We start from the raw sequence: 12,607 nt of genomic DNA, 5'->3' as shown, positions 1-12,607 counted from the left end.
TACGTGAAATTATTGATTTTCATTTTCCGTCATTTGATTTTTCATCTGGTTCAACACATAGAGAACAGATTTCACCATCTCTGTAATCCGTTTGTCTTTCATTTTCTTTTGAAAGACATAAACGCCTAAATAGCCGATATTTTCAGCTGCTGTCTTGATCTGAATCGGGTACAGATATTTGGGCTTATTGGCGATCACCCAATCTCTTGCTAACGGCTCCCAGTCTTTCACGCGAAAATGAATGCGATCGGCAAATGGTTTTACCTCTGTAAAAAAGTCCGCTTCTGTTTCTCTCGTTTTGGTTTCTGTCTTGTAAATATGAAATGCTTCATCTATATCAGCGATTAGCTCAGTTGTTAATGTATATAAATGGTTCATTAAAAAAGTCCCCCCATTCTTTATATCCTACCAAAGAATGAAGAGACTTACACTTTTTGATTTGTTTTTCGGTCTTTTTTAGTAGCAGAGAGCTTGCATTTATTGTTTTTTGCTACTTTGAAAGTTGATAGGAGTGGAAGGTGGGACTCCTGTGGGACGAGCGGTCAGGTGAGACACTTAAATGCGTAACGCGGCAAGTGGCTCACCGGTCGCCCCACGGAAAGCGAGCATCCTGTATCGGAAATCAACATCCCTTCTATACTTCTATAGAGTAAACAAACTGACGAACCAGTTCTTCTTTGATTTTTCTTTTACGTATAATCGCTCTTCAGGATAATCCTCCTTGAGAAGTGCCACTTCTAGATCTTGCAGTCGTGCTTCCATGTTCTCCATCTTCTTGATCAGTTCTTCAAGCTCTGTTGCGTGCTGTAGCATCTGATAGGAAACGACCCCATCTGCTTTTTCTTCAACTTTCTTTTCTAATAATTCGATCGCAGCATTTAAACGATTGAACTTTTCTTCAAACTGGGTTGGTAGTTCCATTGGGTGCTCTGTTGATTGCATCGACTGAACGTGTATATCACTCATCAAAAGTCCGTTGTCAAGCTGTGCCTTAATCTCTTTTAACTGATCAATATCATCTTGTTTGAACAGATAATGACCATGCTCGTTCTTGTCACATTGAATGTTAAAATGTCTAACCCAACGCTGTACTGTTGTTGGATTCACCCCAAGTTCTTCAGAGACAGTTTTGGTTTTCATCAACACCATTTCCATCATGAATCCCTCCCCGTTTTCTTGTGAGTACTATTTTCGAGCATCATCACTTCATCCCCTTCACACCTGACAAAACTAGTTTTCATTCGGCAAAGAAAGTGGAATATACCGGAATCACTACAATTTCGACACTTAAATTGTTGATTGTTTGTATATTCAGTCGCAACAACTCCAAAACTAAGAGCAGTTCAGGTGATACAAAAAGGAGGTGCCAACATGAACCAAGACAGCAAACAGCAAAAACAGCAGGATCAGTATACATCCCAAGAAGAAACTGGTACTCAAAAAAGAGAGCAAAAGAACAACACAGGCTATGGTGATAAAAAACTAAATGGCCCGGATATCCCTAGCACATAATAAAGGCAAAGGCGGCTCATTATAGCCGTCTTTTTTTACGCATGAAACATCCACTCTTTTAAGAGGATCCCTATTTTCAGCTGCCTTTGCTTTTGTTTATACCAATCTGTTAACACAACCCGATGAAGAGGTTTTACCGGTTCATAAAACTTTTCTGTGCTTATGTTTTTTCGGTACCAATCTCTTGTGTTCGACCGGTGATGCTCAACGATTGGAAACGCAAGTCTTAAAAAGGGAGTCTCTCTTTTTTTCCCGGGATAGATGTAAGTTTCAAAATCATGTCTTGAGCCCGTGTGAGTGACTTTATCTGCAAAAGAAAGAATCTCTTCACTCCATTTTGACTCAAACAAAATGGTGTACAGTTTTTTTCCTGTTTGGATTCTATTTTTCGTCTTTTTAAATCCATGGACGGATATTCCTATCACTTCCCCACTCTCGACAGGAAAAAGTACGGTACTAAAATGCATATAATCCTGTAAGAGAAATGGCACCTTTGAAAAGATCCTCTTCTTGTAAAACCCATTCTCTATAACTGGCTTTTCGATTACGTGTTGTTCATTAATGATTAGGGACGTGCAAATCCGCTTCAAATCTTTCTCTTTCCAGAATCTCTCCCACTCGTTGACCATAAATGTTGAAACACCAAAGTATTTGAGAAGATGAAAATGTGGTTGATTTTGATTTTTCGAATACTCATAAATCAAAAGCTGTGGATACGCATCTTGAAAGATAAGCCAGTTTGCTCGTTCGTAAGTTAAAAATAAATGCTTTCTCGTATCTTTAGACAACAACCTAGGCAGCCAGTCCCCTTTTAAGTCACACATGCTGTAACCTGCATTTCTTGAAACAAGACTTGCGAGCATCGCCCACCTTACCTCAGGGTTATGTTTAAAAAATGTGGCATAGCTTACGGTACGTGAAATATTATCACGATTTTGTGAATTCGTAAGTTTTAAAATGTGTTGAACGATGTCCTCATTATGCTCTACCACGCTCTTCCTCCATGCTTTTTGTCCTATTTTCTATCGTTCACTTTCATGTTATAAAATATTTGTGTCATATAAGAAAAAAGAGTAAACTAATGGTTATGAAAGATGTAATTGGAAAAAGGAGGCATAGACCTTTGGCGAAGACAGTGATACTTTACACACAAGAAACGTGCCCTCCATGCTTTGCGGAAAAAGAGTGGCTAAAAGCAAACGAGATTCCTTTTGAAGAACGAGATATCCGTAAATCCGAAGCCTATATGAAAGAAGTGATCGACCTCGGCGCTTCTGCAACTCCTGTAACCGTTATTGAAACGGAGGACTCAAGAGAAGTCGTTATGGGCTTTGTAGAAGAAGAACTTTCTCGACTACTAAAAAAGTAAACATCCAACGGCTATGTGTATCGTTTTTTCATGCGCATAGCCATCTTTCGTTGTAAAGGAGATGAATCATGGGTACCTTTCATTATCCAAACGGTAAGAGAGTGACTTCTATCGTGAAAAAACAATCTTCATCTTCTATCAAAAAAGATATTTCGTACAGCAACAGAGGAATGTCGTTAGAAGATGATATCAATCAGAGCAACGAATATTATCTTTTAACCAATCAAGCGATCATCCATAAGAAACCTACTCCGGTTCAGATCGTAAATGTAGAATATCCAAAACGATCTGCCGCTGTCATTCGTGAAGCTTACTTCAAGCTTGCTTCCACGACAGATTACAATGGGGTGTATAAAGGAAGATACATTGACTTTGAGGCTAAAGAAACAAAGAATAAGACGAGCTTCCCACTTAAGAACTTTCATGAACATCAGTTACTTCATATGCAGCACATCTTAGATCATGGTGGGATCTCGTTCGTCATCCTACGTTTCTCTGTAACAAATGAGAGCTATTTATTCGACAGTTCTCACTTGATCACGTTTTGGAACGAACAGAGGGAAGGCAGAAAATCCATTCCGAAGGGTGAAATCGAGGAAAAAGGACATTCTATTACTATAGGGTATCAACCTCGGCTCAATTACTTACAAATGGTAGATTCTGTCTATTTCTAGTCGTTCATAAATTGTCAAATGTCGTCGAATAATTGAACGTGTTCATTTTTTTATGAAGTTGAAAGGTTGGTAAAACAATGTCAAAAGATTACCGAAGCCGTATGGAACGCAGACAAACAAGTGATGGTTCCAAACCGGCAAATAAAACAAAAACAAAAAAACCGAGACGAGGACGTAACTGGAAGAAGACCCTGTTAATCCTTGCTCTTATATTAGGCGTATTAGGACTGTTAACGATCGGCGTTATTGCCGCAACCTCTCCTAAATTAGATCCTAAGAAACTAGAAACACCTGTATCCTCTAAGATTATGGATATGAACGACGAAGAAGCAGCACTCGTCGCTGGTGATGAAAAACGGATTCGTGTGAAGATTAATGAGATTCCTGAGCATGTACAAAATGCATTTATTGCGACAGAAGACGTACGGTTCAGAGAGCATAGTGGTATTGATGTACGTCGTATTGCCGGTGCTGCATTTGCTAACGTTAGAGAAGGCTTTGGAGCAGAAGGTGCGAGTACAATTTCTCAGCAGGTTATCAAAAATACAATTCTTTCTGATGAAAAATCACTTACACGGAAGATTCGTGAGGCATACCTTTCTGTACAATTGGAACAGAAGTATTCTAAAGATCAAATTTTAGAGATGTACTTAAATAAGATCTTTTTTGGAAATAGAGCTTTCGGTGTTGCAACAGCAGCAAAAGTTTACTTCAATAAAGATGTTTCTGAATTAGAAGTGCAAGAAGCGGCTCTCTTAGCTGGTTTGCCAAAAGCACCAAGCTATTATAATCCTCTTGTAAATCCGAAAGAAGCTGAACATCGACGTAACGTTGTTTTGAATTTAATGGCACAGCATAAATTCATTACAAAAGAAGAAGCAGAAAAAGCAAAAAGTATTCCTGTTAAAGATATGATCGATCAAGGTAGTATTAAGAAAGAATCACGTCCTTATGACGCATATATTAAACAGGTTATAGATGACTTAAAAGATATCGAGGGACTTGAAGAAGCTGATATCTATTCATCTGGGCTTAAGATCTATACGAACTTAGATACGAAAGCTCAGCAAACAACTGAAGACGTACTAAGAGCTAAATTAGAGAACGAAAACAAAGTTCTTCAATCTGGTGTTGCATTACTTGACACCAAAACAGGCGCAATTCGAGCAGTAGGAAGTGGTCGAGGAGATGAATTAAGTAACTATTTCTCTTCTAAAATCACTCGTCAGCCAGGTTCAACGATCAAACCGATCTTAGACTATGGTCCTGCGATCGAGAACAAAAAATGGAACACGGGTTATATCTTAAAAGATGAACCAGTAGAACTGAAAGACATTACGATCAATAACTTTAACGACCGAAACGTTGGCGACATCTCGATGCGTCAGGCACTCGTTGAATCAAAGAACACGACTGCTGTTCGCGCGTTCCAAGAGGTTGGGGCTGAAGAAGCAACAGATTTTGCAAACAAATTAGGTTTTGACTTAGATCCAGACACTACTTATCCATCATATGCGATTGGTGGTTTTGAAAAAGGAATCTCCCCTCTAACATTAGCTGGTGCTTATACATCGTTTGGTAACGGGGGAATCTATTCAAAACCTACAACGATTCGTAAAGTTGAATTCCCTGATGGTCGCGTAATCGAGGTGGATTCAGAACCAAAAGCCGCTATGAAAGATTACACTGCTTATATGATTACAGATATGCTCAAAGATGTTATGGATAGAGGAACTGGTCGTGAAGCGGACGTTAGTGGACTTAATTTAGCTGGTAAAACAGGTACGACCAACTATTCTAAAGAAGATCGCGATAAGTATGGTCTTCCAGATGGTGCGACTAAAGATGCTTGGATGGCAGGCTATACTCCTAGCTATACTGCTGCGGTATGGACAGGATATGCTGATTTAAAGGACGGCCTCTATCTAAACGACAATGAAGCAGATTATTCGAAACAGATCTTCCGTGATATCATGAGCGAGTTAGATCATAAGAATACGGACTTTAAGAAACCGAAATCTGTTACGGAAGTCGCGATGGAAAAAGGAACAGGGAAACGCGCTAGTGAGTTCACACCTGATTCTGAGAAGATCATCGAGCTTTTTGTTAAAGGATCTGATCTTCCTGGCATAAGTGATAGCTATGAAAAACCGTCTTCGATCGAAGGTCTTGAAGCGAAGTACAAAGAAGATAAGAACGAGATCGAAGTAAAATGGAAATATGGTAAGAAAAAAGGTGTAACATTTAAAGTTCTCGCGAGTTATAACGACGGTCCGATGCAGGAACGTGCAACGATTAACGATACGAAATTCGTTGTTCCAGCACCTGCTCCTGGTATATATTCGTTCCAAGTTATAGCGATCGACAGTGAGAACAACACAGAGAGTGAACCAGCAGGAACATCGATTACGATTGAAGGTCCTGAAGGTGAAGAGCCACCACCTGGTGAAGGTGAAGGTGAACAACCAGGTACTCCTCCTGAAGAACCTGGAACAGAGCCACCTGCAGAAGGTGAACCTGGTACTCCTCCAGACCAAGGAGGCGGTGAAGGTGAACAGCCAGGCACTCCAGGTACTCCTCCGGGGCAAGAGCCTGGAACTGAGCCACCTACTGAAGGTGAACCTGGTACAACCCCAAAACCTCCTGGACAAAATGGAGGCAGACAACAAAACGGTGGAGGGTTCATCCCTCCTCTAGGTCAATAAAGATAAAAAGATCCGTCAGCTAAATTTTTGCTGGCGGATCTTTTTTTTTGCTATTTTATGTTATACCGATCAATCAAATAGTTCCAAAATACAGGATAACCAAACGATAGGTTCCAAAAGCTTACACCTGCAAAACCATACTGATCTACCACATCAAATTTTGCTTTCATACTTCGCAGATCTTCAAACCAGACAACGTGCTCTTTCTTCTGTTTATCCCAATAACGGAAAAATGGCGCTTCATCTTTTCTTGAGTATTTAATTGCAGCTTGCCGCTTTCCTGCTAGCTGGGTCGCTTGAACTGGATTCAATGCTTTCGCGAACTCACCGCCTGGTTTATAAGGTAACGTCCAGTCATAGCCGTACAGATTAATCCCCATTAGAATTTTCTTTGGATCCATTACACTCACCGCATAGTCGAGCACTTTTTTTACAGAAGGAAGTGGACTGACGGCCATCGGAGGTCCTCCACTGTATCCCCACTCGTATGTCATCAGAATCACATAATCTACAATCTCACCGTGTGCTTTGTAGTCATGCGATTCATACCATTCTCCTTCTTGTGTGCCAGATATCTTCGGTGCGACAGCGGTCATGACGATATAATTTTCTTGATGCATCTTTTCAGTAAGTGTTCTTAGGAACTCATTGTACGCTTCTTTGTTTTGTTTACCTAAGTATTCAAAATCAACGGAGATCCCTTCATATCCTTTTTGCTTCATGATACGCAAGGATTCGTTTATCACTTTATCTGTGATCTTTTTTTTAGTTAGGATCGCTGTTCCGACTTCTTCACTAAACTCCCCATCTTTTATGTTCGTGATAGCCATGATCGGGCGAACGTTTCTATTTTTTGCATCTTTTAAGAACTCAGAATCATTCAGTGGTTTGAATATGCCCTTCTCGTTCACTTCATAGCTAAAAAGTGTGATGTACGTAAGCGCTCTTGCAGCCGCATCAAAATTCGCCTGTGCTTTCGGATTAGGTTCTGCAAATGCGTTCGTTACGATCGTTTTCTTCGTACGCTGCGGAACATTCAGTTGCGTTCCTGGCCGAAGGTTGTTATCAGTCACACCGGGATTCGCTTGTTGCAGCTGTGCGACAGATACACCGATTCGGTTTCCAATCTCTTCTAAAGAATCACCAGGCTGAACAGTATAAGTAAAAGGCGTTGGGATAAAAAGTGTCTGCCCTACTGTTAATACGTCTTTTTCTGACAGGCGGTTTACCGTAGCGAGCTCCTGCCACGGTAATTTATAGTACTGCGATAGCCTCCAAAGAGAATCGCCCCGTTTCACCACATGAATCTGCATGATACCCCTCCTAAAAAAACGTCTCATGTCTTCATCATATGTCCAAGTATCTTGTCCTTATGTACTGTGCTTTTTTAATATGACACTTTTCTTTTCCCATTCCGAAAATAACTCACTAAGCTGTATGTACGATTGATAATGATCGGGCTGATCTTCAATGAACGAAAGCCGCTCGATCGCATTTACAGGTAAATGTTTGAATTTCTTTAGATCGTTTCTGTAATTTGATGATTGAAGCATGTGGGCTCCATTTATAGAATAGATCGTTCTCAAAAACTGTTGTAAGAAATATTCCATTGGTTCTTTTGCGCTTTTTCGGTCGCGATTTTTAAAGAATAAAGCAATTTCCTGTGACTGCTCTTTCCACTCTGCAAATATGTTCTCAGTATTCTTATCCATTACTAACGCCTCCGTTTTGTATACAACAAAAAAAGAGCTTATCAAAAGATAATCTCTTATCTAAAGTTATTGTACCTTTTTAAAAGAGTGTATTCCAAGTGGCTTGTCCAACGATTCCATCTACAACTAACCCTTTTCTTTTTTGATAAGCTTTTACCGTTGATTCTGTTTGTGGACCAAAGTTGCCGTCTGCTGAAATATTTAAAGCTCGCTGAATTCGGCTTACATTGCTTGAGTCAGTTGAACCTCTTTTAATAACATAGCCCGGGTACGGTACAACTGCGCTTCCGTTAGAACTTCCAGACTTTGGTTTCGTGGGCTGTGATGGTTTTGCTGGTTTTGAAGGCTGCTTTAACACAGCATCTAATTTATTTAATGTGTTTGGTCCAGCGATCCCATCAACAGATAAATTATATTTTCTTTGAAAAGCTCTCACGACGTTTTCTGTGTTCGGACCGTACACGCCGTCTGCTACAAGAGAATAACCCGCTCGTTTTAGTTTGTTCTGAAGATCTCTAACTCTTTCGCCTGTGTCTCCATTTTTTAAGATAATGTTATTTTTTCCTGGTGTTGGTTTTGGAGTTGGTTTTGGAGTTGGTTTTGGTGAAGGCGCAGGAATAGCCTGATTAGATATAGATTTCTCCACATCATTAAGAAACTGATCAAATGTGATTCCGTAGCGATTTAATGCGTTATCTGGATCTGTTCTTCGACCTGGATCTAGTTGCTTGTGGCTCGCTATCTTTTCTTGTGGCCTCCAGTTGTATTTTTTACAAAGATAACCCCAGAACCAAACGTAACGTTTATACGCTTCTTGAAAATTAATCCCGCCTCCCCAGCAAAGTTCCACGCCGATCGCCGCATCATTCGATTCTCTGCCAAATCGCAGGTTGTCCAATCGTGTTCCATATTGAACATGATACGCTTTTTCATCGAGCGGAATGATCACAAGGATCTCTTTATCATCTATAAAAACATGTGCGCTCGCACTTGGCTGTTGGTTGTTAAAATAGTTACGATTGCTTCTGGCGGAAGTTCCCGGATTACCTGTGTCGTGAGCGACTCCGAAGAACGGCCCATCGAGCTTCGTACCAGGTCTTGCATTTCCTAACTTAATATAGTCATATGTGATTGAATATGACACTAAAACATCACTCCTTTCTACATGGTATGTAAAAGAAGAGTGATTGCTTGTACATATGGGGTTTTTGTGCAGATTTTCAGATGTTCGTTGGTATTTAAAGGAGATTTACGGCTTTTAAGTCCTTGTGGAATGAATTTTATGTTGTTTTGAATGTTTCTTATTCATACCCACCATGGTATTTGTATGCCAAATTCAGGAAATCACTGTGATAATCCTTGAAATATCGGACATAATCCGGCATATACCAGCAAGTCGACAAATCACGACAACCTCATCTCACTTAAATACCCCCTATGAGTGCCGAATATCACAACCTTTAAGGTTAAAGGCATAGAAAAAACCGTAACTCCAATGGTGGTTACGGTTCTACATTATCTTTTTTGAGTCAGCTTCTTCTTTTCTTTTTGGTTCATCCGCTTCTTACCTTCTCGGCAGATAGAGAGCAGTGGACACTCTGGGCAGTTTGGATTTTGTGCTTTGCAATGATACCTTCCAAAAAAGATCAAACGGTGATGAGTTGCCCCCCATAGCGATTTTGGAATCTTCTTCATCAATGTTTCTTCCACCTGCAGAACAGAGTCTTTCCATTTACAGATGCCAAGCCTCTTAGAAACCCGTTCAACGTGCGTATCAACAGCGATAGCAGGAACGCCATATGCTACAGACACTACCACGTTTGCTGTTTTTCGTCCTACCCCCGGGAGCTTCGTCAGTTCATCTCGATCTTTTGGGATCTCTCCTCCGTATTCGTTCAAAAGTAGTTCACTCAACTTTTGAATGTTCTTCGCCTTGTTTCGGTATAGACCGATCGATCGTATATCATCCTGCAGCTCTTCTATCGTTACGTCCAAATAATCTTGCGGCGTTTTATATTTTTCAAAAAGTTTCGGTGTGACTTTATTAACGAGCGCATCGGTACATTGAGCAGACAGCAGCACCGCGATCGTAAGCTCGAATGGGTTCGAATGATGAAGTTCGCAATGAGCGTCCGGAAACATATCCTCGATCTGCTCTAAGCAAAATTGAATCTGTGCTTTGTTTAACACGTGTACGTTACCTCCTGTTATAAAAAAGAAAGACCTTAGAATAATAAGGCCTTTAAAGTGTTACGATTCAAGCCAGTTATATTGCGGCCGTTTGATACCTGTATCGTTTCTCGGTTGCTCTTGTTTTCCTGATCTTTGCAGTTGTCTCACTCTGAATTTCTCACCATACGTTTTGGCAGCTTCTGGACTTGTAATGCCGTTTTTCTTCCATTCGAATAAAATTCGGTCAATATATCGGAAGTTCAGCTTTCCAGATAACACGGACTCTTTTAGAGCAGAGAGGATTAATTCAGGAGATTGATGATCCTCGTCCATCCATATTTTAAGCGTTTCAAGCTCCATTGGAGATAAAGGTCGACCGAACTCTTTTTCGAATCGAACGAACACGTTCTGTTCCTGGTGCTCCTTATGTACCTCTTTTTTTGCCTGCTCTTCTTCTTTTAAACTTTGAAGAAGTCTGTTCCAAAGTGGCTGAAGCGTATAAGCCTCAAAGTAGACGCCTTTTTCTTTATCTTCGAACTGATCCATACCGAGCACACCTCTGCCGATCAACGACCTCAGCATAGAAGATACTTCATCACTTGAAGCTGACATCCGCTTCGAAAGTTCCAATGGTGTAGGAAAGTAGTTTCCTGATTCTATAAAAACATGAAGCTGTATAAACAACATGCATTCGTTATCTGAAAGACCGATCTGTTTGTACGTTTTGATTAACATATTAGGGATGCTGACTGATCCTTCAGCCATCCATCGTTCAAATAAATTACCGTTCATCACTAAAACACCTCTTCTTTCATTATAGCATATAAAACTGGGTTTTTTATTTTCACTGTACTGGTGAATGTTGAGAAAAAAGTAGTGTTGGATGTGATAAGGTATGGCTAGTCGCTTGTCGAAATTTGCAGAACGGCCTTTATTTTCGTTTTTTGACTTAATTGGGTACGATTTTGACTTAATTTTTTCATTTTAGACTTAATCGCTCCCAAAACCGACTTTATTCTTCCTCAAAACGACTTAATTGCACGTTTCCCACACTTAAGACACCTTCTAAAACAATAAAAAATCTCCCCGCATAACAGGGAGATTTTAAAATTTATTAAGGATATAGACGGTTTAATAGACGTGGGAATGGAATCGTTTCACGAACGTGCTCCGCTCCAGAGATCCATGCTACTGTACGCTCTAATCCAAGACCGAATCCTGAATGAGGAACGCTTCCGTATTTTCTAAGTTCTAAGTACCATTTGTAAGCATCGTCTGTTAATCCGTGCTCTTCGTAGCGTTGTTCCATAAGTGCAAGGTCGTCGATACGTTGGCTACCACCGATGATCTCTCCGTATCCTTCAGGAGCGATTAAGTCTGCACAAAGTACAACATCTTCACGGTTCGGGTCTGGCTTCATGTAGAACGCTTTGATGTCTTTCGGATAGTTCGTGATGAATACAGGCTTGTCGAAGCTTTCCGCGATTGCTGTTTCGTGCGGCGCACCAAAGTCATCTCCCCAGTCGATATCGTCAAACCCTTTTTCTTTTAGCATCTTGATCGCATCGTCATAAGAAACACGAGGGAAAGGCGCTTTAACGTTCTCTAGTTTAGAGATATCACGTCCAAGTGTCTTCAGCTCGTTCTCACAGCGTTTGATCACAGATTGAACGATGTGTGAGATGAACTGCTCTTGAATCTCAAGGGATTCTTCGTGTTCAACAAAAGCCATCTCAGGCTCGATCATCCAGAACTCGATCAAGTGACGACGAGTCTTCGATTTTTCTGCACGGAACGTCGGACCGAACGAATATACTTTTCCAAGTGCCATCGCTGCCGCTTCCATGTAGAGTTGTCCACTTTGTGAAAGATACGCATCTTCTTCAAAGTACTTCGTATGGAACAATGAAGTCGTTCCTTCTGCAGAGCTTCCTGTAAGGATCGGAGGATCTACTTTTGCGAAGTCGTTGTTGTAGAAGAACTCGTTTACGGCATGAATGATCTCGTTACGGATCTTTAAGATTGCGTGCTGACGCTTAGAACGGATCCAAAGGTGACGGTGGTCCATCAAGAACTCAGTTCCATGTTCTTTCGGTGTGATTGGGTAGTCTACCGCTTGATGAAGTAATTCAACATCTGTTACTTCAAGTTCTACGCCAAGAGCTGAACGCTCGTCCACTTTTACCGTACCTGTTACGTAAAGACTGGATTCTTGCGTGAGTCCTTTTGCTTTTGCAAAGATCTCATCGCCAACTTCACTCTTAACTACAACACCTTGCACGAACCCTGATCCGTCGCGAAGCTGTAAGAAAGCGATCTTACCAGAAGAACGCTTATTTGAGAGCCAAGCACCGATCTTTACGGTCTTGCCTACGTGTTCACTAAGCTTATTAATCGTTGTTTTCACTACATTTACCTCCACTGTACGTTATCAATATCTACCAAAAAAAATTATGAAGGAGA

13 protein-coding genes and 1 pseudogene are annotated in these 12,607 nt (G+C 40.7%); 4 read left to right on the top strand and 10 right to left on the bottom strand.

The features are described 5' to 3' along the window. Nucleotides 1-9: 9 nt before the first annotated feature. On the bottom strand, nucleotides 10-378 hold the full coding sequence (locus P4V41_RS09635) for a DUF1798 family protein (RefSeq protein WP_328084615.1): 369 nt from the start codon (nucleotides 376-378) through the stop codon (nucleotides 10-12). A 264-nt stretch (nucleotides 379-642) separates the two neighbouring features. Beyond that, nucleotides 643-1,158 (bottom strand): MerR family transcriptional regulator, encoded by a 516-nt coding sequence (locus P4V41_RS09630; protein WP_328084614.1) that lies wholly within the window; start codon nucleotides 1,156-1,158, stop codon nucleotides 643-645. Nucleotides 1,159-1,371: 213 nt separating this feature from the next. On the opposite strand from P4V41_RS09630, the gene P4V41_RS09625 reads away from it, so the two are divergent. Continuing rightward, nucleotides 1,372-1,512: a hypothetical protein gene (locus P4V41_RS09625; RefSeq protein ID WP_328084613.1), complete on the top strand. Its 141-nt coding sequence runs from the start codon at nucleotides 1,372-1,374 to the stop codon at nucleotides 1,510-1,512. 35 nt (nucleotides 1,513-1,547) lie between these two features. Here the strand turns inward: P4V41_RS09625 and P4V41_RS09620 are convergent, their stop codons facing one another. Beyond that, nucleotides 1,548-2,504: a DUF2515 family protein gene (locus P4V41_RS09620; RefSeq protein WP_328084612.1), complete on the bottom strand. Its 957-nt coding sequence runs from the start codon at nucleotides 2,502-2,504 to the stop codon at nucleotides 1,548-1,550. Nucleotides 2,505-2,635: 131 nt separating this feature from the next. Here P4V41_RS09620 and P4V41_RS09615 point away from each other — a divergent pair, with 131 nt between their 5' ends. The 3 genes from P4V41_RS09615 to P4V41_RS09605 all read left to right on the top strand — a co-directional run bounded on the left by P4V41_RS09615 (nucleotide 2,636) and on the right by P4V41_RS09605 (nucleotide 6,260). Further along, nucleotides 2,636-2,881: a glutaredoxin family protein gene (locus P4V41_RS09615; RefSeq protein ID WP_328084611.1), complete on the top strand. Its 246-nt coding sequence runs from the start codon at nucleotides 2,636-2,638 to the stop codon at nucleotides 2,879-2,881. Nucleotides 2,882-2,949: 68 nt separating this feature from the next. Further along, entirely contained in the window at nucleotides 2,950-3,555 is a 606-nt protein-coding gene (gene recU / locus P4V41_RS09610) for a Holliday junction resolvase RecU (protein ID WP_328084610.1), read from the top strand. Nucleotides 3,556-3,632: 77 nt separating this feature from the next. Beyond that, entirely contained in the window at nucleotides 3,633-6,260 is a 2,628-nt protein-coding gene (locus P4V41_RS09605; protein WP_328084609.1) for a PBP1A family penicillin-binding protein, read from the top strand. A gap of 50 nt (nucleotides 6,261-6,310) precedes the next feature. Here P4V41_RS09605 and P4V41_RS09600 read toward each other — a convergent pair whose 3' ends face one another. From P4V41_RS09600 to asnS, 7 genes and pseudogenes are all read right to left on the bottom strand, one after another. After that, nucleotides 6,311-7,573 carry a glycosyl hydrolase family 18 protein gene (locus P4V41_RS09600; protein WP_328084608.1) on the bottom strand — a complete coding sequence of 421 codons (1,263 nt, stop codon included), beginning with the start codon at nucleotides 7,571-7,573 and terminating at the stop codon, nucleotides 6,311-6,313. Between the two features lie 57 nt (nucleotides 7,574-7,630). After that, nucleotides 7,631-7,972, bottom strand: coding sequence for a YpoC family protein (locus P4V41_RS09595; protein ID WP_328084607.1), 342 nt, complete (start codon nucleotides 7,970-7,972; stop codon nucleotides 7,631-7,633). 79 nt (nucleotides 7,973-8,051) lie between these two features. Further along, entirely contained in the window at nucleotides 8,052-8,618 is a 567-nt protein-coding gene (locus tag P4V41_RS09590; protein WP_328084753.1) for a peptidoglycan-binding protein, read from the bottom strand. Then, a pseudogene (locus P4V41_RS09585) lies at nucleotides 8,616-9,173 on the bottom strand (peptidoglycan recognition protein family protein); the annotation flags it as partial. The pseudogene P4V41_RS09585 and the gene P4V41_RS09590, both read right to left, overlap by 3 nt. A gap of 314 nt (nucleotides 9,174-9,487) precedes the next feature. Continuing rightward, nucleotides 9,488-10,162 carry an endonuclease III gene (gene nth / locus P4V41_RS09580; protein ID WP_328084606.1) on the bottom strand — a complete coding sequence of 225 codons (675 nt, stop codon included), beginning with the start codon at nucleotides 10,160-10,162 and terminating at the stop codon, nucleotides 9,488-9,490. Between the two features lie 60 nt (nucleotides 10,163-10,222). Continuing rightward, nucleotides 10,223-10,936: a DnaD domain-containing protein gene (locus tag P4V41_RS09575; RefSeq protein ID WP_328084605.1), complete on the bottom strand. Its 714-nt coding sequence runs from the start codon at nucleotides 10,934-10,936 to the stop codon at nucleotides 10,223-10,225. Nucleotides 10,937-11,258: 322 nt separating this feature from the next. Further along, nucleotides 11,259-12,551 (bottom strand): asparagine--tRNA ligase, encoded by a 1,293-nt coding sequence (asnS, locus tag P4V41_RS09570; protein ID WP_328084604.1) that lies wholly within the window; start codon nucleotides 12,549-12,551, stop codon nucleotides 11,259-11,261. Nucleotides 12,552-12,607 lie beyond the last annotated feature (56 nt).

The organism is Fictibacillus nanhaiensis (genome assembly GCF_036213205.1).
GTDB lineage: Bacteria > Bacillota > Bacilli > Bacillales > Fictibacillaceae > Fictibacillus > Fictibacillus nanhaiensis_E.
The sequence above is the reverse complement of the archived record's forward strand: the minus strand, read 5'-3'. Positions and strand labels throughout refer to the sequence as shown.